The organism is Aeromonas sp. MTB, assembly GCF_056632455.1.
In genome coordinates this window covers 502,501-526,388 of record NZ_CP147026.1, presented here as the reverse complement: position 1 = coordinate 526,388, position 23,888 = coordinate 502,501, and the positions used below count along the sequence as shown (strand labels likewise).

General features: G+C 59.9%; 17 protein-coding genes, 1 tRNA gene and 2 rRNA genes (1 of these 20 running past the window's edge). 8 read left to right on the top strand and 12 right to left on the bottom strand.

All coding sequences use genetic code 11. From position 1 onward, the window contains the following. Nucleotides 1–27 precede the first annotated feature (27 nt). Together WBR25_RS02485 and WBR25_RS02480 are read right to left on the bottom strand one after the other, a co-directional pair. A complete protein-coding gene (locus WBR25_RS02485; RefSeq protein WP_479749350.1) occupies nt 28–273 on the bottom strand; it encodes a DUF3624 domain-containing protein in 246 nt (81 codons plus the stop codon). Between the two features lie 31 nt (nt 274–304). Then, a complete protein-coding gene (locus WBR25_RS02480; protein ID WP_267518751.1) occupies nt 305–826 on the bottom strand; it encodes a GNAT family N-acetyltransferase in 522 nt (173 codons plus the stop codon). A 186-nt stretch (nt 827–1,012) separates the two neighbouring features. On the opposite strand from WBR25_RS02480, the gene WBR25_RS02475 reads away from it, so the two are divergent. After that, entirely contained in the window at nt 1,013–2,452 is a 1,440-nt protein-coding gene (locus WBR25_RS02475; protein ID WP_421315723.1) for a RimK family protein, read from the top strand. Nucleotides 2,453–2,535: 83 nt separating this feature from the next. Here WBR25_RS02475 and WBR25_RS02470 read toward each other — a convergent pair whose 3' ends face one another. Both WBR25_RS02470 and WBR25_RS02465 read right to left on the bottom strand, forming a co-directional pair. After that, a complete protein-coding gene (locus tag WBR25_RS02470; protein WP_479749349.1) occupies nt 2,536–4,164 on the bottom strand; it encodes an alpha-amylase family glycosyl hydrolase in 1,629 nt (542 codons plus the stop codon). Between the two features lie 109 nt (nt 4,165–4,273). Continuing rightward, the gene (locus tag WBR25_RS02465) at nt 4,274–6,241 is read right to left on the bottom strand and encodes a TonB-dependent copper receptor (protein WP_479749348.1); all 1,968 of its coding nucleotides are present in this window, start codon (nt 6,239–6,241) and stop codon (nt 4,274–4,276) included. On the opposite strand from WBR25_RS02465, the gene WBR25_RS02460 reads away from it, so the two are divergent. Then, on the top strand, nt 6,230–6,490 hold the full coding sequence (locus WBR25_RS02460; protein ID WP_127006022.1) for a hypothetical protein: 261 nt from the start codon (nt 6,230–6,232) through the stop codon (nt 6,488–6,490). The two genes, WBR25_RS02465 and WBR25_RS02460, sit on opposite strands and share 12 nt — an antisense overlap. Here the strand turns inward: WBR25_RS02460 and WBR25_RS02455 are convergent. Further along, nucleotides 6,487–6,744: a DUF2442 domain-containing protein gene (locus tag WBR25_RS02455; RefSeq protein ID WP_005335997.1), complete on the bottom strand. Its 258-nt coding sequence runs from the start codon at nt 6,742–6,744 to the stop codon at nt 6,487–6,489. The two genes, WBR25_RS02460 and WBR25_RS02455, sit on opposite strands and share 4 nt — an antisense overlap. 259 nt (nt 6,745–7,003) lie before the next feature. Here WBR25_RS02455 and WBR25_RS02450 point away from each other — a divergent pair, with 259 nt between their 5' ends. Continuing rightward, complete coding sequence (locus WBR25_RS02450) at nt 7,004–8,968, top strand: LTA synthase family protein (protein ID WP_479749347.1); 1,965 nt, start codon at nt 7,004–7,006, stop codon at nt 8,966–8,968. Between the two features lie 90 nt (nt 8,969–9,058). Here WBR25_RS02450 and WBR25_RS02445 read toward each other — a convergent pair whose 3' ends face one another. Then, nucleotides 9,059–9,529: an Lrp/AsnC family transcriptional regulator gene (locus WBR25_RS02445; RefSeq protein ID WP_005336001.1), complete on the bottom strand. Its 471-nt coding sequence runs from the start codon at nt 9,527–9,529 to the stop codon at nt 9,059–9,061. Between the two features lie 143 nt (nt 9,530–9,672). Here WBR25_RS02445 and WBR25_RS02440 point away from each other — a divergent pair, with 143 nt between their 5' ends. After that, nucleotides 9,673–10,191, top strand: a complete 519-nt coding sequence (locus tag WBR25_RS02440; RefSeq protein WP_429134050.1) for a cyclin-dependent kinase inhibitor 3 family protein — start codon at nt 9,673–9,675, stop codon at nt 10,189–10,191. Here WBR25_RS02440 and metA read toward each other — a convergent pair whose 3' ends face one another. Then, complete coding sequence (gene metA / locus WBR25_RS02435; protein WP_479749346.1) at nt 10,192–11,139, bottom strand: homoserine O-succinyltransferase MetA; 948 nt, start codon at nt 11,137–11,139, stop codon at nt 10,192–10,194. Between the two features lie 144 nt (nt 11,140–11,283). Between metA and WBR25_RS02430 the strand changes: the two genes are divergently transcribed. From WBR25_RS02430 to yidA, 4 genes are all read left to right on the top strand, one after another. Continuing rightward, a complete protein-coding gene (locus tag WBR25_RS02430) occupies nt 11,284–12,522 on the top strand; it encodes a cyclic di-GMP phosphodiesterase (protein WP_162517468.1) in 1,239 nt (412 codons plus the stop codon). 53 nt (nt 12,523–12,575) lie between these two features. After that, on the top strand, nt 12,576–13,724 hold the full coding sequence (locus WBR25_RS02425; protein ID WP_479749345.1) for a competence/damage-inducible protein A: 1,149 nt from the start codon (nt 12,576–12,578) through the stop codon (nt 13,722–13,724). Between the two features lie 255 nt (nt 13,725–13,979). After that, nucleotides 13,980–15,647, top strand: a complete 1,668-nt coding sequence (locus WBR25_RS02420) for a DUF342 domain-containing protein (protein ID WP_240533643.1) — start codon at nt 13,980–13,982, stop codon at nt 15,645–15,647. A gap of 114 nt (nt 15,648–15,761) precedes the next feature. Beyond that, complete coding sequence (gene yidA, locus WBR25_RS02415) at nt 15,762–16,571, top strand: sugar-phosphatase (protein ID WP_479749344.1); 810 nt, start codon at nt 15,762–15,764, stop codon at nt 16,569–16,571. A 109-nt stretch (nt 16,572–16,680) separates the two neighbouring features. Here yidA and WBR25_RS02410 read toward each other — a convergent pair whose 3' ends face one another. The 5 genes from WBR25_RS02410 to WBR25_RS02390 all read right to left on the bottom strand — a co-directional run. Continuing rightward, nucleotides 16,681–19,764 carry a transglycosylase domain-containing protein gene (locus WBR25_RS02410; protein WP_479749343.1) on the bottom strand — a complete coding sequence of 1,028 codons (3,084 nt, stop codon included), beginning with the start codon at nt 19,762–19,764 and terminating at the stop codon, nt 16,681–16,683. 208 nt (nt 19,765–19,972) lie between these two features. Continuing rightward, entirely contained in the window at nt 19,973–20,290 is a 318-nt protein-coding gene (tmaR, locus tag WBR25_RS02405; RefSeq protein ID WP_005336024.1) for a PTS system regulator TmaR, read from the bottom strand. A 408-nt stretch (nt 20,291–20,698) separates the two neighbouring features. Beyond that, a tRNA-Asp gene (locus tag WBR25_RS02400) sits at nt 20,699–20,775 on the bottom strand. A 97-nt stretch (nt 20,776–20,872) separates the two neighbouring features. Continuing rightward, nucleotides 20,873–20,987, bottom strand: a 5S ribosomal RNA gene (gene rrf / locus WBR25_RS02395). A gap of 107 nt (nt 20,988–21,094) precedes the next feature. Further along, nucleotides 21,095–23,888: ribosomal RNA gene (locus tag WBR25_RS02390) — 23S ribosomal RNA — on the bottom strand (it continues 95 nt past the right edge of the window).

Here is a 23,888-nt window from a genome sequence, read left to right as displayed (position 1 = left end):
TATTTATCTGTTTGAATCTATTAAGATTCATTCATCGCTCAATTCACGTCCGGTCGCCTTGCGCCAGACAAATACCACCAGATGGAGCAGCAACAGGCCCGAGCCACCCAGCGCAAACAGCAGGCCGGTGAGGGCGTTGACCGAGGTGTCGGCGCCGCACCACCACCAGACCAGCCAGCCAATCAGGCCGATGACGAAGGTCTGGCCGACGCAGACCGGGCAGCGCCCCAGCTTGGCCTTGATGGCGGTGGCAAGACAGTTGTCGCAGCTCATCCTGCTCCTCGATTCTGCTCGTTCAATATGGTCAGTTGGCCTGTGCAGGCGGCTTGCGCGCCTGAGTGCGAGCCGCTCTGCGCCGCTCACGCTCCTCGTCGCTCACCAGCGGCAGCACCAGCCGGTGGGCGTGCTGGTCGCGGCCATAGTAGTCCGCCAGCCGCTGCTGGGGACGAAATCCCAATCCCTGATAGAGCGCCAGCGCCTCTTCGTTGGCATCCGCCACCTCCAGCCGGATCGCCCCCCAGCCAGCGGCCTTGCCCTCGCGGATCACCTGCTCCAGCAGGCGGCGGGCCCAGCCCAGACGGCGCACTGTCCAGCGGATGGCCAGCGCCTGAATGACCAGCCGATCCCAGCCTCTGTGCTCCAGCAGGCAGAGATAGCCCATCAGCTGATGTTTCTCATCCAGCAGCAACAGGGTGCGCCCCTTGGCGTGGGCCAGCAGATAGTGCCAGCGGCTGCGGCCAAAGGCGACTTCGGGAGGAAAACAGTAGCGTTCCAGATTAACGATGGCGCCCAGATCATCGGTTCGGGCCGCTCGTACGGTCAACACGGGGAGTCCTTGTTCGGTTATTTATCCTCAGCACCAAAAATGCGACTTGTATCACAAGTTACCAAGGCGTCATATTAGGCACTGTAACCTCTTGTTTCCCCTCGCGCCATTGTCGTGCTTGTCGGTGCATCGAAGCCCACTGGGGATCCTGCCTGTTCAGGCAGTCTGATCTGTGGAGCCGAAAATATGAGTACCTATGTCATCGTCGAAGAGCTGGGCGACTGGCCTTGCCATGCCGATTATCTGCTGACCGCCCGCACCTATCTGCAACATGGCGTGCCGACCACCGGCGGCCGACCCCGCATCATCAACCTCTGCCGCAATCTGGAACACCTTAGCGCAGGCTACTACTGCTCACTGCTGGCCCAGGCCCGCGGCCACCACTGCCTGCCGGGTTTGCAGGCCATCAGCAGACTGCAACCCCAGCAGCCACCGGCCAAGCTGTGGCGCAAGGCACAAGGGTGGCTGGCCCAGCAGAACGAGGACAGGATCCGGGTGCGCGCCATCTTCGGCCAGTGTGAACAGAGCGAGCTGGCGGGGCTGGCCCGCTACTACTATGGCCTGAGCCAACTGCCGCTGCAGGAGCTGACCCTCAAGCGCGGCCGCCACGGCTGGTCGGTGCGCCAGCAGCAGAGCCTGTCGCCGCTGGAGCTGAGCCCAAGCGAGAAAGAGCTGATGCTGCACCACGCTCAGGCGCTGGTGGGGACCGGTGATGAGGAGCAGGCGGCGCCGCTCTACCAGCTCGCCATTCTGGTCGACCCCGATGATGGCCGTGCCAGCAGTGACGGGCTGGCGCTGGAGCGCTTTATCCGGGCTGCCGCCGCCCAAGGCATCCGGGCCGAGATCCTGCCACCGTCGGCCATCGAGCGGCTGCCGGAGTTCGACACCCTCTGGCTGCGTGCCGAAACCGCAGTCGGCCACTACACCTTCGAATTTGCCCATCGCGCCGAACAGCTCAAGATGCCGGTGATCGACAGCTCCCGCGCCATCCTCGCCTGCAGCAACAAACTCTATCTCTACGAGCTGATGGTGCGCAGCGGCGTGCCCATGCCGCCCACCATGGTGGTGACCCGCCGCGGCCGCCACCATGTGGACGAGCTGGTACAGCGGCTCGGCCTGCCGCTGATGGTGAAAGTGCCCGACGGGGCACAGGGGCGCGATCTCGCCATGGCCAGCGACGAGCAGCAGCTGGCCCGGCTGCTGGACGAGGGGCTGGGCCGCTCCGCCCTGCTGCTGGTGCAGAGCCGGATCCCCGCCGAGTTCGACTGGCGCATCGGCTTTCTCGATGGCTCGCCGCTGTTTGCCTGCCGCCGCTACCGGCCCGAACCCGGCAACCGCATCCGCCGCCGCAAGCACCCCCTCGACATGAGCAGCATCGAGGCGCTGCCACTCAACGAGGTGCCGGAGCGGGTACTGCAGACCGCTCGCCGCGCAGTGCATCAGCTCGGCAATGGCCTCTACGGGCTCGATTTGCGCCAGCAGGGGCGTGACTGCGTGCTGCTGGAGATCGTCGACAACCCCTGGATCCGCGGCGATATCGAAGACAAGGAGGCGCAGGATCTCTACGAGCGACTGGCCCGTGCCTTCCGCCAGCGGCTGGAAAACCGGGGCCAGACAACCGCATAACCCGCCACGACCTTGTCGCCCACAATGACAGAGAGGGCCCCGCGATGGGGCCCTCTCTCGTATCAAAGCGTGCTGCCGCAGACTTATTGCAGACGCAGGAAACGCCCGCTCAAGGGGGGAAGCTCCACCGTCACGCTGCTGCCGCCGATGGCCAGACTCTCGCCGCTTTGCAGATCCACCAGCGCGCTGCCGCTGCGCAGTTTGCCCGTCGGCAGGTTGTAGCTGAGCGCCGTGGAGGAGAGGTTAAGCAGGTAGACTATCTGCTCCCCTGCCGTCTGCTTGATGTCACCATAGAGGCTGCCATCGGCCACCAGTTTGACTCGCTCTCCCTGATAGAGAGCGGGGTGCGCGGCACGCATCTCCAGTAGCTGGGCCAGCCACTCTTTCAGCTCGGCTTGTTCGCTACTTGGCACAAAGCCGGTGACAGCGGGCACCTTGCCGTCGCTGCGGGCCACATGATCGTCGCACAAGCCCTGCGCTGCGCAGTCACCACCGACCTTGGCGGCAAAGCCCGGCACCTCGTCGCCAAACTCCTCGCCATAGTAGAAGGTGATGGGGCCGGAGCGGGCCGCCATAAAGCTGAAGGCTGCCTTGTGGCGCTGCCAGTACTCGGTCGATTTGAAGTTGCCGCGCTCCAGCAGATCGCCAAAACGCACCAGATCGTGGTTGCCCAGCATCAGGTTCGGCATGGCATGATTCGGGTAGTTCTCCACCTTGTTCCAGCTGGCGTCAAGCACGCTGGCACCCTGCCCGCCCTTGCCGGACTCCTCGACCGCCAGCGCCTGCACGATGCCGTAGCGCAACGGGAAGTCAAAGGCCGAGGAGAGCGCAGGATTGTCGCTGCTGCCGTAAGCCTGGGCGCGAATGTCATCAGCCCCCTTCCACACCTCGCCCACCATGTAGCCAAGGGTGCCCCACTGCTGACCGGCGGCCTTGCGCGCCGCGCTGGCCTGCTCCACCTCGCTGCGAATGGCGCGCCAATCATCCAGCCCAAGCTGATAGGCCTGATCGAGGCGCCAACCGTCGATGCCGTACTGATCTACCCAGTAGCGGGCCACCTCCTTGAAGTAGGCGAGGCTCTCCGGCTTGCTGTAATCCACCAGCTGGCCGGGATAACCGGCGCCGCCGCTGGTGAGGGCTGGCAGACGCCCCTCTGGCGAGGGCTTGCTCACCCCCACCTTGTTGACGTGGCCAAACACCCCGTCGAGGAAGACATAGAGGCCGCGCTGGTGCGCCCCGTCCACCAGCTGCTTGAGCTTGGCATTGCTGCCAAAGTTGGGATCCACGGTGAAGAAGTCGCAGGCGAAGTAGCCGGTGGCATCGAGCTTGTTATCGCCGCCTTGCCCCGCGCAGGAGTCGAATACCGGGGTGAGCCAGATGGCGTTGACGTTGAGACTCTTGATGTGGTCGAGGCTATCGATGATCCCCTGCAGATCGCCGTTGTGCTGGGAGGGGCCATAGCCGACGCCGTAGTTGGCACTGCCGTCACCATCGGCAAACGACTCCACCATTACCTGATAGATGCGCAGGTTGCAGGCGGGTTGATCGTCGCCATAGCAGGCACGACTGGCCGTGGCGACCGGAGGGTGGGTGACCGGCGGATTGACGACGGGGGGAGCGCTCTCCCCACCTGAACTACCGCTGCCGCCGCAAGCCGCAAGTAACAGGGCGGCCCCGAGCAGGCCGCCATAGCGTAACGTTCCCTGTTTCATTGTTATGTTCCCGCTGTGAGAGCAGGCGTCTGATACGCCTGTTTTTCACCATGATAGCGATGCTCACACAGCGGTGTCTGTGACTGAAAACGTTATCTGACTCAACTGGTTAGAGCACACTGGCCGAGGCAAAACGGTAGTTGACCGAGAGCCAGTAGGAACGACCCGGCTCGGGGATGCGGCCGCTCTGCTCATAGCCAAGCCCGGCCTGACTGGCGTGCACCGACTTGGAGAGGTGCTCGTAGTAGAAGGTGTCGAACAGGTTGTCTACCCCGGCCGAGAGTTGCCACCCCTTGGCAAACTGCCAGGCGCCGCTCAGGTTCATGGTGAAGAAGCCCGGGGTCTCCCCCTGATCCTGACCTGCAACGGTACCGGACCAGAGATCTACCCGATCCTGCGCCGCCACGGCGCGGCCCAGCAGGGTGAAACTCAGCGCTTCGTCCGGCTGCCAGCCCAGCGCCAGCTTGCCATCGAGGGGCGGCATCTGGGCCAGCGGTTTGTTGTCGCTCTGGTTTTCGCCGTAGACCACCGCCAGACCACCATCGAGACGCCACTGCTCGGCAAACTGCCAGCGCCCCTCCAGCTCGCCACCGCGGGTCTGGGCATCGATGTTGCGCACCTGATTCGACTTGCTGTTGTAGAGCAGGTAGTCCTTGATGTCGGCACTAAAGAGGGAGAGGGTCAGGTCCAGCTCGCGGCTGCGCAAAGCCAGCCCTGCATCCCACTGACGGCTGCGCTCCGGGTTGAGGGTGAACGGGGTGCTGTCCTTGCTGCGCTCCCAGTAGTCCGGCGCCCGCTCCGCCTGCCCCCAGGCCAGATAGCTGGACCAGCGTGGCGACCACTGATATTCGTAGCGGCCAAACCCGCTGTTAAGACTCAGGGTATCGCTGTAGAGGGTCTGTTCACCAGCGCCATAGCGGGTGGTCTCTACCCTATCCTGACGATAACCGCCCTTGTAGCTGTGGGCCCCCTGCTGACGACCCAGTTCGGCGAATCCGCCCTGCTGCTCGAAACGCAGGGTGCGCTGACGATCTTTGGTGGCATAGTCGACCCCACTCCGACTGCGATGCTGATCCCGGTTGCTGTCTAGCCCGGCGGTCAGCAGCCAGTCGGCAGGCAGGGCGATATCGTTGGCCCAGCGCCCGCCGGTATTGCGGCGATCCGGGTTGGAGAGCATCTTCATGCCGCTGTTTTGCCGCAGGCTGAAGTTGTCCATGATGTGGTCGATGTAGTTGTCCCACAGGGTCAGCTCGCTGCGCTGCCAGTGAGTGGTGATCTGCTCCTGCCTGAGCTTCAGCCCGAAGGATTCGCGATCAAACATGGGGCCATCCATGGTGCGGTCCGCATAGGCGGCGCGGGCGTTGCTGCGCTCGGCGGTCAGTTCCAGCCAGGTGTGCTCCCCCGGCGTCCAGCCCAGCTGGGCGGTGCCGTTCTCGCGGCGATAGAAGGAGCGCACCTCGTTGCCGTGACCATCGCGGTAATCGTCGCTATCGGAGTGGGTGAACTGACCGCGCAGATAGCCATCGGTCGAACCCACCGTCATATCCACCATCTGGTCATCGCGGCCAAAACTGCCATAGAGGGCCGAGGCATCGGCCTTGAGGCCCGGTGCGGTGAACTCGGGTCTGTCCCGTTCGAACAGCACGGTTCCCGCCAGGGTGGCACCCTGCTCGAGGGATTGCGGCCCCTTCAGCACCCGGATCCGGTCAAAGGATTGGGGAAACACATAGGCGGTGGGCGGGTCCATCCGGCCGCCACAGCCACCGGCCAGCATGCCGCCATCCATCTGCACGTTGAGGCGGGACATCCCCATCCCCCGCAGCACAGGGTCGCCACCGAGCCCCCCTTTGCGCACCATGCTCATGCCGGTGACATTCTTCAGATAACCGGCGCCGTCGGCAGCGGGCATGGGGGAACCGGGCTTCTTGGGATCCAGTATCACTTCAAGTGTGCTGGCGGGGCGGGTTGCCACCACCACCATGGGATCCAGCTGTTGCACCGACTCCTGACCGGCGGCGCCGTGACAGGCGAGCCCGCCCACCAGCAGGGCAAGAGGAGTGCGCATATGACAAGCCATACATTTTCCTTATGTATTTGTTTGTTTTGTTATTTTCATTCAACCAATCAAACCTTTCAGCAAGGGAAAGGTTTGCCGTCAGGCCGCAAAAAAGGCCTGCGGCGCGAAAGCGGCAAGCCTCTGTCAGGTGAAGCGAAGGCAAGTTGGCAAAATGTTGCGCAGGTTTTACCCAAGTTGGCTCAGAAAGGCAAACGGGCAAACATTCCAGCAACAGGAATCTGGCGTTGGCTCACAAAAAATGGGGATTAGCTGAAGGCTTCCCGCTCATCAATGGGCGAGATGAGGTGATAGACCTCATGGGCGGATAGCGTGCAGCCAACAGGCCACTCCAGCTGGTGGTGACGGTTGATGAAGACCCGGGCGCAGTGACGCTCGCTCTCCAGCTTTGCAAATAGCGGCTGGGTTCGCCAGGGGGTCAGATCCAGCACCCCCGTGGTGCCATCCGATAACACCAAAAACAGGCGCCATCCCCGCACATACTCGACATCGATAAAGACCGGCATCCCTTCGGCTCCGATTGAGATAATTCGCGGCAATTATAAACACCAACTCCCCATCCATACACGCTGTGGCTCACATTTTATCCAGCAGATTATTCTGTGCTCATTAGTGGCGTGGCATCACATTTTTAGATGATAAATGTGTTAATGCCGACTTTTAACAAACTTGAATGCAACCTTAACCAATTCGATCTGTCATAACCTCACAACAACTAAAAAAACGTCTGTGGACAGACGTTTAGAGTCTCATTCAGGAACAAACATGACAGATCTAAAACAGCGACTCGGCCCGTTTTGGCCCTTCGCCGTCTTCTGCGCGCTCGCGCTTTTCTCTCTCTCTTTCAGCCGAATCGCCCTCGGTATATGGCAACTGGAACGGGTGGATGCCGTGGCCGGTTGGCAGGAGATGCTGCTGCAAGGGATCCGGGTCGACTTTGCGACCCTCTGCTGGGTCTGGGGTGTCCCCGCCATGCTCACTCTGCTGCTGGCAGGCCCCCATGCCATCGGCCGAGGCTGGCTGCAACTGATGCGCGTCTGGCTGACCGTCGGACTCTGGCTGATGCTGTTCCTCGAGATCTCCACCCCTTCGTTTGTCACCGAATATGGCGTGCGCCCCAACCGCCTCTATGTGGAGTACCTCATCTATCCGAAAGAGGTGTTCGCCATGCTGTGGGCGGGCCGCAAAGCCGAGCTGCTGCTGGCGTTACTCTTCAGTGGCGCCGCGCTGACCAGCGGTTGGTGGCTGAGCGGCCGTCTGGTGCGTGGCCTCAGCTTCCCGCGCTGGTATCTGCGTCCGGCCTTCGCCCTGCTCATTCTGGCCATAGGTTTTCTCGGTGCCCGCTCCAGTCTCGGCCACCGCGCCCTGAACCCGGCCATGGTCGCCTTTGCCGAGGATCCGCTGGTCAACTCGCTCACCGTCAACTCCGCCTACTCCCTCTTCTTTGCCATCAAACAGATGGGCGCCGAGGAGGATGCCGGCCAGTTTTACGGCGAGATGACCCCTCAGAAGGTGCTCGAGGTCATGCGCAAGGAGAGTGGTCGTCCGGCCAGTGATTTCAACTCAGATCTGCTGCCCAGCCAGACCTTCAACCAGGCGAGCTTCCAGGGTAAACCGAAGAATCTGGTGATCCTGCTGCAGGAGAGCCTGGGCGCCCAGTTTGTCGGCTCCCTCGGCGGCCTGCCGCTTACCCCCAACATCGACGCCCTGTCGCAGCAGGGCTGGGCCTTCGAGCAGCTCTACGCCACCGGCACCCGCTCGGTGCGCGGTATCGAAGCAGTACTGACCGGCTTCACGCCGACCCCGGCACAGGCGGTGGTCAAACTAGGCAAGAGCCAGACCAACTTCTTTACCATCGCGGATCTGCTCAAACAGCGGGGTTATGACACCAGCTTTATTTATGGCGGCGAGAGTCACTTCGACAACATGCGCAGCTTCTTCCTCGGCAACGGCTTCACCACCATCGTCGAACAGAAGGATTTCGACAATCCGGTGTTCAAAGGCTCCTGGGGAGCTTCCGACGAGGATCTGATGGCCAAGGCCGACGAGACCTTCAAGGCCCTTCACAAAGAGGGCAAACCCTTCTTCAGTCTGGTGTTCAGCTCCAGCAACCACGATCCGTTCGAATTCCCGGACAACCGCATCGAACTCTTCGAGCAGCCCAAGCATACCCGCAACAACGCGGCCAAGTATGCGGATTACGCCATCGGCGAGTTCTTCAAGAAGGCGAAACAGTCCGAATACTGGAAGGATACCCTGTTTCTGGTCATCGCCGACCACGACAGCCGGGTCGGTGGCGCCAGTCTGGTGCCAATTCCCCGCTTCCATATTCCGGGGGTTATCGTGGGCGACGGTATTGCGCCGAGAAAGGATCCGCGCATCGTCAGCCAGATCGACATGGCGCCGACCCTGCTCTCTCTGATGGGGGTCAGTGCCGACTACCCCATGCTCGGCAAGGATCTGACGCGCATGCCCGCCGACTGGCCGGGGCGCGCCATCATGCAGTACGACAAGAACTTCGCCCTGATGCGCGGCAAGGATGTGGTGATCCTGCAACCGGAACGGGCAGCAGAGGGCTATGTCTACGATGATGCCAACGAGAAGCTGACCCTGGCGGCGCAGCCGGACGCCTTGAAGGAAGATGCGCTTGGTCTTGCCCTGTGGGGCAGCATGGCCTATCAGAAGAGCCTCTATCAGACGGCCAAGGATGAACGCACCGCCGCCAATTGAGCCACCCGTGCAAGTTCAATCGATAGCAGAATGGACAAAACCGCCAGCTGGCGGTTTTTCCATCTATTCATACTGTCGGCCCACTGGCCATTATGGCTGGGGAAAGCAGGGCAGGGAGCGGCTGAACTTGTGCTCGAATACCAGCGAGGTTTCGAGGTGCACCACCTCCTCGCGGGAGGTGAAGTGATCGAAGACAAAGTTGCGCAGGTGCTCGGTATCGGAGACACAGAGGTGCACCAGAAAATCATCCTTGCCCCCCATGTGGAACAGGCTGATCACTTCGGGCAGCGCCAGAATGGCATCGCGGAAAGCATCGATGATCTGACGGCTGTGGCGGGCCAACTGCAGGGAGACCATGGCCTGAATGTGGCCACCGAGGGCCTGATAATCCACTTCGCAGTGCGCCCCCTTGAGCACGCCATCCTGCTGCAGCTTGCGCACCCGCTCCAGACAGGTGGAGGGGGCAACGCCCACCAGCGCGGCCAGATCCTTGTTGGTCATGCCCGCATCCCGAAACAGATGGGCCAGGATATCCAAATCCAGTTGATCCAGGTTTCTCATCTTAACTCCTTGAACCGCTCAATTTTTTAGACTCTGCCCGTAAACCGGGGCAAACACAACGGCCATTGACATCCCCCCTGCCCCGCCTATCCTTGGCGCCATTCACCGGTCGCAGCCCTGCGGCCACCACGCGAGGATCCGCCATGCACCCGTATCACCCCTTCTGGAGCCTTGAGGTTCCCCGTGTCGATGGTCAGCTGCTGCTGACCCCCTGCCCCGGCACCCAGCAGGTGCCGCTGACCCTAGCGCTCGATCAACTGCGGTTGGCCGGTGCCCACGGGGTGGTGACCCTGATGACGAGCGCCGAGTTGATCCGACTCGAACTGGCGCAGCTCGGCCAGCAGGTCGAGCACGAAGGGATGCGCTGGTTCCATCTGCCCATCGAGGATGATCTGGCCCCCGATGCCGACTTCGAGGCTACCTGGCAACAGGCGCTGCCACAGCTGCGCGAGCTGCTGGGGGATGGCAAACATCTGGTCATCCACTGCAAAGGGGGCAGCGGTCGTACCGGTCTGGTCGCCGCCGCGCTGCTGATGACCCTCGGCCAGCCACAGCAAGAGGCGATGGCCGCCATCAAGGCCCACAGACCCAAGGCGTTTACCCTGGCCTGCCACCGCCAATGGCTCGACCAGCTGGCCGAGCGGCTGGCGCAGGGCGACTGACTACTTGCCTCCCTGGTCGTAGGTAAAGACCTTGCCGATATCCTCCACCCGATAGCTGGTGAGCTGATAGACGTAGTAGTTGAGCCAGTTGGCAAACAGCAGATGACCATGGCTGCGCCAGCTGGCGCGCGGGGTCTGGCCCGGATCATTATTCGGGTAGTAGTTGACCGGAATGGCCGGGGCGAGCCCTGCCGCCAGATCCCGCTGATACTCCCCGTCCAGCGTCAGGGCATCGTACTCCGGGTGGCCGGTGACAAACACCTGACGACAATCCTTGGTGGCCGCCAGATAGACTCCCGCCTCTTCTGACTCGGCAAAAATCTGCAAGTCGGTCTGGGCACGGATCAGATCGCCATCAAACGCCGCGTAGCGGGAGTGGGGGGCGACGAACTCGTCATCGAAACCGCGCAGCAGCGGCTCGTGCTCATCGAGACGATGGTGGCGATAAACCCCGGAGAGCTTCTCGCCGTGGGTCTGCTTCTCCATGCCATACAAGGCTTTCAGCGCCGCCTGCACCGCCCAGCAGAGGAACAGGGTGGAGGTGACATGCTGATGGGACCACTCGATGATCTCGACGATGCGCGGCCAGTAGACCACCTCCTCGAACTCCACCAGCCCGAGCGGCGCCCCGGTAATGATCATGCCGTCGTAGTTATTGCCACGCACCTGCTCGAAGTCGTGATAGAAGTTCTCCAGATGGGCCTGCGGCGTGTTCTTTGACTCCCTGTCATCGATGCGCAGCAGATCCACATCCACCTGCAGCGGCGAGTTGGAGAGCATCCGCATCAGCTGGATCTCGGTCTCAATCTTCTTTGGCATCAGGTTGAGGATGAGCACCCGAAGCGGGCGGATGTTCTGGGTGACGGCCCGGGATTCCGTCATCACGAAGATGTTCTCCTGCCCCAGCACTTCGGCGGCGGGTAACTGATCCGGAATCTTGATCGGCATGCTTACTCCCTGTACTGCATCAGTAAATATGTCTGGACATCCAGAAGCCTATAATAAAGCTCCTGCCCTGTCATCAGATACCTTTTGTATTCACCCCCGCCTTTGACTAGCATACGGCTCAGTGTGTCTCCTGCTTCCAAGATAATGACCGGTATCAAGATTTCCGTAGATCGACTGCAAGTCGGCAACTATGTATCCCTGCCACTGGGGTGGCGCGAACACCCGTTCCTGTTTTCCAGCTTCAAGATCAAAAGTGAAGAAGAGATCGAGCTGATCCGCCGTCTCGGCCTGAAACTGGTCACCATCATTCCCGACAAGAGCGACGTTCCGCCCAAGCCCCTCAATCAGGTACAGCCTCAGCAACAAGAGAGCGCAGACGCCGCCCAGCGCCAGGCCCAGATGCAGCAGGAGAAAGATCGCCGCATCGAACAGTTGCAACTCTATCGCCGCAACCTGCAGCAGTGCGAGAAACAGTTCCAGCAGTCGCTGGCGCAGGTGCGCAGTGTGATGAGCAAGATCCAGTCCCGCCCCCTCAATGCCATCGGCGAGGCGCAGGAGCTGGTCAACGCCATGACAGAACAGCTGCTCTCGGTGGACGAGATGGTGCTCCATCTGGTCTCCGACAGCGAGGATGGCAACAACCTCTACTTCCACTCCCTCAACGTCAGCGTGCTCAGCATGCTGCTGGCCAAGGAGTGCAACATGTCGGCCGACGAGATCCGTCAGGTCGGCATGGGGGCGCTGTTCCACGATATCGGCAAGCTGAAGATCCCGAGCCAGATCCTGCGCAAGACCGAGCCGCTGACCAAGCCGGAGCAGAACCTGATGGCCCAGCACCCGCGCTACGGACTGGATCTGCTCAATCTGGCCAAAGATTTCCCGGCCGAGGCAAAGGGGATCGTGCTCCATCACCATGAATATCTCGATGGCAGCGGGCCGGAAGGGCTCAAGGGTGGCCAGCTCGATCCGCTGACCCAGATGGTGTCGCTGATCAACGAGTACGATAACCTCTGCCACATGCAGGCCAAGGTGCCCTACTCGGCCCTGAGCGGCCTCTACAAGCAGCGCAAGGCGCAGTTCAATCCGGAGTACCTCAGCATGCTGATCCGGTTGATGGGGATCTACCCCCCCGGCAGCGTGGTGCAACTCTCCAATGGTCAGGTGGGGCTGGTGATGTCGGTCAACGCTTCCCGCCTGCTCTACCCCTCGGTGCTGGTCTACGATCCGCGCATTCCCCGTCAGGAAGCCGCCATCATCGACCTGCAGCAAGCCGAACTGTCGATCGCCAAGGTGATCCACCCCAAACGGCTGCCGCCCGCCGTGTTCGAGTACCTCAATCCGCGTACCCGGATCAGCTACTACTTCGAGCACAACAAAGCCTGATTGTGTTGGCCCGAGGCCAACCGCTGCCACCCGTTTAATCCAAGGAGCCTGCCATGCGTATCGAGATCATCAGTACCGGAGACGAAATTGTGACGGGTCTGGTGGTGGATACCAACGCGGCCTGGCTCAGCGCTCTGCTGCTGGAGCAGGGCTGGCAGGTGCGCCGTCGCCTGACGGTAGGGGACAACCTCGCCGACCTGAAAACGGTGCTGCAAGAGAGTGCCAGCCGCGCCGAGGTGGTGCTGGTGTGTGGCGGGCTCGGGCCCACTGCCGACGACCTCACCGCTCAGGCCGCCGCCGAGGCCTTTGACCAACCGCTCACCCTCTTCCCCGACTGGCTCGCTACCATCGAAGCGCGCTACGCCAGCCGTGGCCGCCCCATGGCACAAAGCAATGCCAAACAGGCCTGGTTGCCACAGGGGAGCGAGATCCTCGACAACCCGGTCGGCACCGCCTGCGGCTTTGTGGTGCGAAGTGGCCAGAGTCAGCTCTTCTTCACCCCGGGCGTGCCGTTCGAGTTCAAACAGATGGTGCGCGAGCAAATTCTGCCGCGCCTCAAACAGCTGGCCGGGGCACAGATCGATACCGAGCTGCGTCGCTTTTACACCTTCGGCGTCTCGGAGTCGGCGCTCAGCGATATGCTGGATGCCGAACCCTGGCCAGCTGGTATTGAGCTGGGTTACCGCTCCTCCATGCCCCTTATCGAGCTGAAGCTGATCGGCCACGGCGCCAGTGCCGCTGACATGGAGAGTGCCGAGCGCCGACTGCTGGATACGATCCGTCCCTGGCTGGTTGGCAGCGGAGATATGGAACCGGCGCAGCAGATCCTGGCGCTGCTGCAAGACAAACCGCTAACTCTGCTGGAGGGAGAGAGTGGCGGCGCCCTGCTGGCGCTTTGTCACGGCCATCCCCGGCTGGAGGCCAACTTCAGTACGCAACTGGCCGATGAGCTGGCACAACTGCCGACGACCGATGCGGGCCTGCAACTGACCATAGGGCGAAAAGGGCCAGAGGGGGTGCCACTGCTGCTCAGCGCCGATGGCATGCACATCGGTCAGACGGTCAAGATCAGCCACCCCGACCCGGAGAGTCGCCGCAAGATCCTCGCCTTTGCCGCCCTCGACATGCTGCGCCGCCATATGCTGGGTGAACCGGTGCTCGGCGATTACCTCACCCTGGCCAGAATAGCCCAGCGCAGCTGATAAGAACCGCCATTCACCTGCCAGCGACCCTATGTCGCTGGCGCTACGATCCGTCTTTTCTCTCCGTTTCCAAACAGCGCCCACATTTATCTGGCCGCCATCACCGATTTGACTTCAATTCATTGACCATTCAGAGGAAATATCTGAATACTGCCCACTCTCAAGGTTGGCGACTCGCTTTATTAATCATTGAGAGATTAAATGACAGTAGAGGAGCGAGCCGATCGCTCCGTTCTCATCCAGCAAGGAGATGCGGTGTTAAGCAAAGAGTGGTTGCTGCTATCAAGCGATATGGAACTGGTCTGCCTGCGGATTGCCGCCGGTCTCACCAAACCTGTCACGGAACAGGATGTGCAGGCTCTGCTGCTCGCTTCCAACTGTCGCCGCTATCAGCCGCTGCCCGAGGGGATCAAACAGGCCATCAGCCTGCTCAATACCCTGCTCACCAACCCTGCCGCCCCCGTCCCTGCCAACCCCATCCCTGTCGGCAAGCGTCAGGATGCCCGACTCGCCGTAATAGTGGAGAAGGATCGCATGAGCGCCATCGCCCAGATCACTGCCGACTGGGGTGGCAAGTATGTGACGCTGGAACAGCTGAAAGAGGCGATCGCCATCAGCGAAATCAAACAGGGGGTGAGTGAGCAACTGCTCACCGCTGCCATCCAGTCAGCCAAGGAGGCCGCCCCCGGCAGTCAGCTCAAGCTGGTGATTGCCAACGGCCAGCCTGCCGTCAATGGTCAGGACACTCGCTATGAGCGGCTGGTGGAGACCCCGGCCGAACGGATCCTCAAACCGCAGGAGCTGGGTCATGGCAAGGTCGACCTGCGGGATCTCGGCTCCATCGTCACCGTCAAGGCAGGCGCTCCGCTGATGCGCCGTCATCCGGCCACCGTCGGGGTGCCCGGTTTTACCGTGACCGGTCAGGATCTGCCCGCCAAGGATGGCAAAGACAGTCCGATGAGCGCTGGCGAGGGCACCTTCATCTCCCCCGACGATCCCGACCTGCTGATTGCCGGTCGGGCGGGCCTGCCCTGTCAGGAGAAAGCAGGCATGAAGGTGGACGAGGTGCTCAGCGTCAAACAGGTGGATGCCCGCCACGGCCACATTGATTTTGAAGGGGGCTTAATCGTCAGCGGCGACGTCAACCCGGGCATGAAGATCCGGGTCAGCGGTGACATCGTGATTGGCGGCTTTATCGAAGGGGGCTGGATCGAGGCAGGGGGCAGCATTACGGTACGCCACGGCATCATTGGCCGCCGCAACGAGCAGGGAGAGTACCTTTGCCAACTCAATGCGCAGGGGGAGATCCACGCCAGCTACGCCCAGTATGCCCAGCTGGAAGCGGGGGGGGATATCCAGATCCAGAGCCAGCTCAGCCACTGCTACTCCCGCAGCGGACAAGATATCAAGGTGGGCGATAGCAACATGCGCAAAGGCACTCTGCTGGGGGGCACCAGCATTGCCAATCGCCTGATCATGGCCCCCAGCCTGGGGGCCGAGGCAGCCAACCATACCCGGCTGCAGATCCTTGGCGGCTACTTCACCCACAAGGAGCAGGAACACCAGCTCAAGCTGCGCCAGCAGGCGTGTCAGGCCCAGCTGGAGAAAATCAAGGAGCTGGTCATGAAGTTGCTGCAACTGCCCGGCGACAAGCGCAATCCGGATACCCTGCGCAAGCTCAAACCGATCCGGGACCATCAGCTGGCCGAACTGGCCCAGCTCGATGAGCAGCTCACCGCCAACCAGGAGGAGCTGCGAAACTTGATGGCTCAGATGGAGGTCATTGCCACCCAGCACCTCTACTCCGGCATCGAGGTCGAGATGGCCAGCTTGAAACGCAAGGTTACCATTACCCGAGGCCCTACCCGTCTGACCATCCATGATGAAACCCTCGAGATGACCCCTTACGAGGGACACAAATAGCTCAACCGGCACGGCCCCATCGCTGAACCGGTCGTGATCCCGCCGCCGATTTTCGCTACACTCGCCACTTCCTTGGCCCCACCGGGCGGGCCACCCAGACTCAGGTAGTGAGAGATGTACAAGCTGATCGCATTGGATATGGATGGCACCCTGCTCAACCCGCAGGGCCAGATTACTCCCCGCACCCACGCCGCCATCAGTGCCGCGCGCGCTAAAGGGGTAACCGTAGTACTGGCCTCCGGCCGCCCGCTGGAAGGGATGAGCCGCTATCTGGAAGAGCTCGGCCTCACCACAGAGCATGACTACGTCATCTGCTACAACGGCGCCCTAGTGCAGCAGGTGGCCGATCAGCGCATCATCCGCAGCCAGCTGCTGACCGGCAGTGACGCCAGCGCCGTCGCCAAACTGGCTGACGAGCTGGAGGTGAACGTCCACGGTTTCTCGGTCACCCGTGGCCTGATCAGTCCCCGTGTCAGCACCTACACCGAGCACGAATCCCGCCTGATCGGCATGCCGATCAATCTGATCGACTTCGCCACCCTGCCTGCCGACGAGCAGATCATGAAGGTGATGATGATCGACGAGCCGCCCCAGCTCTCCCGCGCCATCGAGCGACTGCCTGCAGAGCTCTATGAGCGCTATACCGTGGTACAGAGCGCCCCCTTCTTCCTCGAGTTCATGAACAAGCAGAGCAACAAGGGAACCGGCGTGGCCGCACTGGCCGAGCACCTGGGCCTGACCGCCGCTCAGGTGATCTGCGTCGGGGATGCCGGCAACGATCGCCACATGATCGAATACGCAGGCCTCGGAGTTGCGATGGGCAATGCCACCGACGAGATCAAGGCTCTCGCCCGGCACACCACCGCCCGCAACGATGAAGATGGCGTGGCTCAGGTGATCGAGCAGTTCGTACTGAACGCCTGATCGCAATCGAGCGCCGCTGCGGCCGATAAGGAAATAAAAACGGGGAGGCTGTCAGCCTCCCCGTTTTTTCTGGTTAGTTATCTGCGTGATGAGCGTTAATTCGCTCGCATCACTGGTTCGCCAGACACTGGGTATGGGAGCCCGGTTGCAGGTAAGGCGTCAGCAGGGGAGCCATCCCCTTGAGCACCTGCACCGGCAGTGCCGAGGTGAAGCGGAACTTGTCAGACTGGCTACCCGGTACATAGGCGGTCAGGGTACCGAAGTGATCCTCACCCAGATAGAAGACGAAGGTCGCGGTGCGGTTGCGCGCCAGTGAGCTGGTCACGTTGCCATAACGACCCACGGTTTCAATCCGGTTATCCCCGGTTCCGGTCTTGCCCCCCATCTGCAGCACAGTGCCATCCGGCAGGGTAAAGGCACCGGCGATACGTCTTGCCGTGCCCCCTTCAACGACTTTGGAGAGCGCACTGCGCAGGGCGGCCGCCACCTCTGCTGGCATGACTCGGGTTCCCTCGGTGTGCTGCGGCTCAAACTCGGTCTCGAAGGGCGTCCCCTTGGCGAACGAGAGGTGCTCGATACGCAAAGTTGGCGAGCGGATACCGCCATTCTGGATAATCCCCATCAGCTCGGCCAGTGCTGCCGGGCGGTCGCCAGAGCTACCCAACGCGGTCGCCAGCGAAGGAACCAGATGGTCGAACGGATAACCAAGCTTGGCCCAGCGCTGATGGATATCGAGGAAGGCTTCCACCTCCAGCATGGTGCGGATCCGGCTGTCACGGGCACTGCGATGACGGGTCTTGAACAGCCAGCTGTAAACCTCTTGCCGCTCGTCACGACTGGCCGCCACCGCGTCGGCAAAGGTCGCCTTGTCGAACTCCTTGAGATAGGCCAGCAGCCACAGCTCCAGCGGGTGAACCCGGGCGATGTAGCCCTGATCCGGCAGTGAATACTTGCCCGGGCCATAGCTGACGTAGAGCTGATTAACCCGCTTGGCGCTCAGCTTCTCTCTCGGCAACCGCTCCGCCAGGAAGGCAGCAAAAGCCGCTTCGCTGGCTTCCGGCATCAGGTAGCGGTGAACCGCCGCCAGACGTACCGCACTCGGCTTGAGACCGTCGAGGAAGGTATCGAGCTGCTCCTCGGGAGTCTTGCCGCGATATTTGCGCCAGAAGCGCAGCAGATAGGTCTGCCCCTCTTTGTCGGCAAATTTGGCCAGATACTCCTGACGACGGGGATCCTTGTCATCCTTCAGCAACTGGGCACGGTTGCCCTCCTTGTAGAGGCTGTAGCGCACGATATCGCGCATCAGCCGCACAAAGGGCAAGTTAATCGACTCACGCAGAGAGTCACGCAACGTCGGAATACGATTGTTATCCTCACGGCGGAAGTTGTTGAAGGTGTGCATGCCGCCACCGGTAAAGAATCCTTCGTTGGGGCTGGCGGAGTATTTGCGATCCAGCGCCGCTTCCAGCATCACAGGCAGGCTCTTGTCCTGAGCCGTCATCAGATAGGAGATGGCCCAGCGGCTGAGGTTGTCCTGAGAGACGGCCGCCAGCTTGCGCAGATTCTCGACCGGCATCCCGGCATAGTTGTCGTGCAGCTCGGCCACGATCTCCAGATAGGTGGTCAGCACCCGCAACTTGGCGGTTGAGCCCAACTCCAGCTTGGAACCTTCGTTGATATCGAACGGCTGATCGGTGTTGTCGGTCTGCACCCGCACCTTGAACCCTTCCGGTGACTTCTCGAACAGGGTGAAGCTGTAGCGCACATCGCCCGTCTTCTCCGGCGAGAGCAGGCGCTCACCAAACAGCCCTACCTGGGCGGCAAACGTCGGGTCGGCCAGCTGTTGCAGATAACGGGAGATTTCGTTCTGCAGCGGCATGTTGAGGCTGGTATCGGCGGTCAGATCCATCCGGTCGAGGTCATAGAGCTGCACCCCAAGCTGGCGGCTCAGGCGAGTACGGGCAACCTGCAACCCCTTGTTATTGTTCACCCGGGTGATAGCAGGGGACTGAAGGAAGTCACGGAATGTAATCTTGGCCTTGAGCGCCGCCTCCATCAGAGGTGGCGTGATCATCCCCTCCTGCACAAACAGGCGCAGGTAGCTGTCGGTCAGGGTAGCCAGCGCCTCTCGCCCCTGAGCCAGATAGTAAGAGGGACGACGGTGCGCAATCATCAAAGAGACAACCTGACGCAGGGCAAGCCCCTGCTCGGTCAGCGGTGCGTTCTGGTTGCGGGCGGGGTCCAGCAGACGGTTCACGTCATCGACATTGGCACCAAACCAGACCCAGAGACCATCCCCCAAACCATGCACCTCACCATATCCCGGCGCAGCCGAGAGCGGTACCGAGTTGAGATAGGCCCAGGCGACCAGTTTGCGCGCTTCGAGGGTTTCCGGCCCGAGACGATAGGCACGCACGCTGGCAGAGGCCATCTGACGGATCTTCTCGGTCGGCGACAGGGTCAGGCCATCCGGCGAGTGGCGATACTTCTCCACCTGGGTCGCCAGGGTACTGCCACCGGCAGATTGATCCTGCATATCGAGCGCCTTGCCCACCTGGGAGAGCGCGGCCTTGGCAAAACGGGGCCAGTCGACCGCCGGGTTGGCCAACGGCTCTTCGTTGCTCAGCAAGTCGCGGTTCTCGATAAACAGCAGCGACTGGATGACAAGAGGCGGAATGGAGTCAAAATCCGGATAGTGATGGGTCGGATACTTGAATTGATAGAAGGGCTCGGCACGGCAGTCGTGCAGCGTCAGTCCGGCCTGCACCTTCTCGGTATAGGGCACGAAGAAGCCTCGACTGGCGTAGTCATAGAGCGCGTCGGAGAAATGCACCTGCTTGCTGACTTCATAGCCCCGCTGCAGCAAACGCTCCTGCATCATCGGCAGTTGCACATAGCCGAGCCGCTTGTCGAACGGGCCATCCTCAGGGAAGGCGATCTGCTTGCTCTGACCAGGCTCGACCTGATAGGTGAGCTTGGCGGCATAGCGGGAAATCTCCTGAGATTGCAGCTTCGAGGTTTTCATCTCATAGCCAACCAGAGCGATCACCGCCCCCAGGCACAATAAAAAGAGAAAACAGAACAGCCAACGCCACCAGAGACGACGCTTGCGCTTTGGGTTCCCGTCCGAGGTCTGGACAGATGAATCTTGAGATGCCACTTGTGTCAAATCCGTCTGTTCTGATGCGCCCATATCAGCCCCACCATGGTTGCGCAATTTATTGTGTTTCACTCAAGCTTAGTCTTTTCAAGTCAATGGCTTGAAACTATTGACCGCTTTGTGGTGATGGTAACAGGGCAATTCTAAAAAGGGGAGCCGATTGTTGCAGGAGTGGCAGAGATCCGAGCTGATAACAAAACACCGGCCAGTGGCCGGTGTTTCTTAAGCGAAAGCGCAACGCTTATTTGTGAGAGCTCATGCCCTTCAGCTTGGTGCTCAGCTCTTTACGCTCTTTGGAGAGCTCGGCGTTCTTGATGATGTGGTCATCCACGCGCTCTTCATAGTCGGCACGCATGTTGGCGATGATCGCCTGCACATCATCAATGCTCATGCCCGGCTTGATATAGTCGCTCAGGTTGTCGAGCAGCAGCACGCGCTTCTGGTTGTCACGGATCTTCTTCTCGTTATCCGCAATTTCACGCTTGAGTTTGTTCTGGCGACGGGACATACGCACATATTCCAGTACATCGCTGAAGGTGGACTTGTTTACTTGTTCCATATCGATACCACTGACTTAAGGTTGATAAAAACTGGCCAAGTTACACCTGGAGCCCGACACACTCAGCGCGGGACAGGCAAACTCAAGATGCCCTTACTCTACCGAGTTATAAGCGAGATACAACCCTAATCGCGCGCCATGAACAGAGTTTGGCCAAAAGTAAACCAGTTAAAGTGGCTAGTAATCCATCAGATAAGGGCTTGATATAGATAGAAAATGGGAAAGATGGCAGGGTTTTAGTTCTCTTCCTGCAGATAAATACTAACACTGGCTGTTTAACACGCTAAAAACACAAAGCCCGTTCGTGAAGCCGGGCTTTGTGTTGATTCTGGTGTGCAAATCTGGAGGTCACTGGCAAAACCGCCCATAGCAAAAAGGCCTTCCCATCAGGGAAGGCCTTCAAATTAGTGGCGGAGCGGACGGGACTCGAACCCGCGACCCCCGGCGTGACAGGCCGGTATTCTAACCGACTGAACTACCGCTCCGCATTCGGTTAGCTTGCGCTAAATCTTCTGCTGCATTTTCTGAGGTGTCATCCTCGCAGCCAGTGACATGATTCTTCACATCACTGTTTAATTGGGTGCCTGGCAGTGTCCTACTCTCGCATGGCGAATGCCACACTACCATCGGCGCTACCGCGTTTCACTTCTGAGTTCGGCATGGGATCAGGTGGTTCCACGGCGCTATGGCCGCCAGGCAAATTCTTTAATCTAGAAAGCTGACGTGAGTAACGACTTGGTCATTATCACTGAATTAGTAGTTCGTTCATTCGCTACAAGGCCAGAAACACTTCTTGGGTGTTGTATGGTTAAGCCTCACGGGTAATTAGTATGGGTTAGCTCAACACGTCGCCGCGCTTACACACCCCACCTATCAACGTTGTGGTCTCCAACGGCCCTTTAGGACCCTCAAGGGGTCAGGGATGACTCATCTCAGGGCTCGCTTCCCGCTTAGATGCTTTCAGCGGTTATCGATTCCGAACTTAGCTACCGGGCAGTGCCACTGGCGTGACAACCCGAACACCAGAGGTTCGTTCACTCCGGTCCTCTCGTACTAGGAGCAACTCCCTTCAATCATCCAACGCCCACGGCAGATAGGGACCGAACTGTCTCACGACGTTCTGAACCCAGCTCGCGTACCACTTTAAATGGCGAACAGCCATACCCTTGGGACCGACTTCAGCCCCAGGATGTGATGAGCCGACATCGAGGTGCCAAACACCGCCGTCGATATGAACTCTTGGGCGGTATCAGCCTGTTATCCCCGGAGTACCTTTTATCCGTTGAGCGATGGCCCTTCCATTCAGAACCACCGGATCACTATGACCTACTTTCGTACCTGCTCGACCTGTCCGTCTCGCAGTTAAGCTGGCTTATGCCATTGCACTAACCTCCTGATGTCCGACCAGGATTAGCCAACCTTCGTGCTCCTCCGTTACTCTTTGGGAGGAGACCGCCCCAGTCAAACTACCCACCAGGCACTGTCCGCGAGCCCGATTCAGGGCCCTGCGTTAGAACATCAAACATACAAGGGTGGTATTTCAAGGACGGCTCCAGCGCAACTGGCGTCACGCCTTCAAAGCCTCCCACCTATCCTACACATGTAGGTTCAATGTTCAGTGCCAAGCTGTAGTAAAGGTTCACGGGGTCTTTCCGTCTAGCCGCGGGTACACCGCATCTTCACGGCGAATTCGATTTCACTGAGTCTCGGGTGGAGACAGCATGGCCATGGTTACACCATTCGTGCAGGTCGGAACTTACCCGACAAGGAATTTCGCTACCTTAGGACCGTTATAGTTACGGTCGCCGTTTACCGGGGCTTCGATCAAGAGCTTCGCTTGCGCTAACCCCATCAATTAACCTTCCGGCACCGGGCAGGTGTCACACCCTATACGTCCACTTTCGTGTTTGCAGAGTGCTGTGTTTTTGATAAACAGTCCCAGCCATCTGGTCACTGCGACTCCCAACTGCTCCATCCGCAAGGGACTTCACTGTCAAGAGCGAACCTTCTCCCGAAGTTACGGTTCTATTTTGCCTAGTTCCTTCACCCGAGTTCTCTCAAGCGCCTTGGTATTCTCTACCCGACCACCTGTGTCGGTTTGGGGTACGATGACTTGTAATCTGAAGCTTAGAGGCTTTTCCTGGAAGCAGGGCATCAATGGCTTCCGCACCGTAGTGCGTTCGTCTCGTGTCTCAGTGTTGTGTCTCCGGATTTGCCTAGAAACACCACCTACGCACTTTCACCAGGACAACCGTCGCCTGGCCCACCTAGCCTTCTCCGTCCCCCCATCGCAATTACAAGTCGTGCAGGAATATTAACCTGCTTCCCATCGACTACGCCTTTCGGCCTCGCCTTAGGGGTCGACTCACCCTGCCCCGATTAACGTTGGACAGGAACCCTTGGTCTTCCGGCGAGGAGGCTTTTCACCCCCTTTATCGTTACTTACGTCAGCATTCGCACTTCTGATATCTCCAGCATACCTCTCGATACACCTTCGCAGACTTACAGAACGCTCCCCTACCACTCACACATAAGTGTGAATCCGCGGCTTCGGTGCCTGGTTTGAGCCCCGTTACATCTTCCGCGCAGGCCGACTCGACTAGTGAGCTATTACGCTTTCTTTAAATGATGGCTGCTTCTAAGCCAACATCCTAGCTGTCTGAGCCTTCCCACATCGTTTCCCACTTAACCAGAACTTTGGGACCTTAGCCGGCGGTCTGGGTTGTTTCCCTCTTCACGACGGACGTTAGCACCCGCCGTGTGTCTCCCGGATAGTACTTACTGGTATTCGGAGTTTGCATGGGGTTGGTAAGTCGGGATGACCCCTAGCCCAAACAGTGCTCTACCCCCAGTAGTATTCGTCCGAGGCGCTACCTAAATAGCTTTCGGGGAGAACCAGCTATCTCCGAGTTTGATTGACCTTTCACCCCCAGCCACAGGTCATCCCCTAACTTTGCAACGTTAGTGGGTTCGGTCCTCCAGTTGATGTTACTCAACCTTCAACCTGCCCATGGCTAGATCACCCGGTTTCGGGTCTACACCTTGCAACTAGACGCCCAGTTAAGACTCGGTTTCCCTACGGCTCCCCTATACGGTTAACCTCGCTACAAAATGTAAGTCGCTGACCCATTATACAAAAGGTACGCAGTCACCCCGAAGGGCTCCCACTGCTTGTACGTACACGGTTTCAGGTTCTATTTCACTCCCCTCACAGGGGTTCTTTTCGCCTTTCCCTCACGGTACTGGTTCACTATCGGTCAGTCAGGAGTATTTAGCCTTGGAGGATGGTCCCCCCATATTCAGACAGGATGTCACGTGTCCCGCCCTACTCGATTTCACATCAAGGTCGTTTTCGTGTACGGGGCTATCACCCTGTATCGCCGGTTCTTCCAGGACCGTTCCACTAACTTCCAAGATGCTTAAGGGCTAATCCCCGTTCGCTCGCCGCTACTGAGGGAATCTCGGTTGATTTCTTTTCCTCGGGGTACTTAGATGTTTCAGTTCTCCCGGTTCGCCTCTGTTACCTATGTATTCAGTAACAGATACCCGAGTTATCTCGGGTGGGTTTCCCCATTCGGAAATCTGTGAGTAATAGCGT

Bases quoted from the DNA above. Each gene is read 5' to 3' on its own strand.
- WBR25_RS02485 (WP_479749350.1), bottom strand. From the start codon at position 273: ATGAGCTGCGACAACTGTCTTGCCACCGCCATCAAGGCCAAGCTGGGG.
- WBR25_RS02475 (WP_421315723.1), top strand. From the start codon at position 1,013: ATGAGTACCTATGTCATCGTCGAAGAGCTGGGCGACTGGCCTTGCCAT.
- WBR25_RS02470 (WP_479749349.1), bottom strand. From the start codon at position 4,164: ATGAAACAGGGAACGTTACGCTATGGCGGCCTGCTCGGGGCCGCCCTG.
- WBR25_RS02460 (WP_127006022.1), top strand. From the start codon at position 6,230: ATGACAAGCCATACATTTTCCTTATGTATTTGTTTGTTTTGTTATTTT.
- WBR25_RS02465 (WP_479749348.1), bottom strand. From the start codon at position 6,241: ATGGCTTGTCATATGCGCACTCCTCTTGCCCTGCTGGTGGGCGGGCTC.
- WBR25_RS02455 (WP_005335997.1), bottom strand. From the start codon at position 6,744: ATGCCGGTCTTTATCGATGTCGAGTATGTGCGGGGATGGCGCCTGTTT.
- WBR25_RS02450 (WP_479749347.1), top strand. From the start codon at position 7,004: ATGACAGATCTAAAACAGCGACTCGGCCCGTTTTGGCCCTTCGCCGTC.
- WBR25_RS02445 (WP_005336001.1), bottom strand. From the start codon at position 9,529: ATGAGAAACCTGGATCAACTGGATTTGGATATCCTGGCCCATCTGTTT.
- WBR25_RS02440 (WP_429134050.1), top strand. From the start codon at position 9,673: ATGCACCCGTATCACCCCTTCTGGAGCCTTGAGGTTCCCCGTGTCGAT.
- metA (WP_479749346.1), bottom strand. From the start codon at position 11,139: ATGCCGATCAAGATTCCGGATCAGTTACCCGCCGCCGAAGTGCTGGGG.
- WBR25_RS02430 (WP_162517468.1), top strand. From the start codon at position 11,284: ATGACCGGTATCAAGATTTCCGTAGATCGACTGCAAGTCGGCAACTAT.
- WBR25_RS02425 (WP_479749345.1), top strand. From the start codon at position 12,576: ATGCGTATCGAGATCATCAGTACCGGAGACGAAATTGTGACGGGTCTG.
- yidA (WP_479749344.1), top strand. From the start codon at position 15,762: ATGTACAAGCTGATCGCATTGGATATGGATGGCACCCTGCTCAACCCG.
- WBR25_RS02410 (WP_479749343.1), bottom strand. From the start codon at position 19,764: ATGGGCGCATCAGAACAGACGGATTTGACACAAGTGGCATCTCAAGAT.
- tmaR (WP_005336024.1), bottom strand. From the start codon at position 20,290: ATGGAACAAGTAAACAAGTCCACCTTCAGCGATGTACTGGAATATGTG.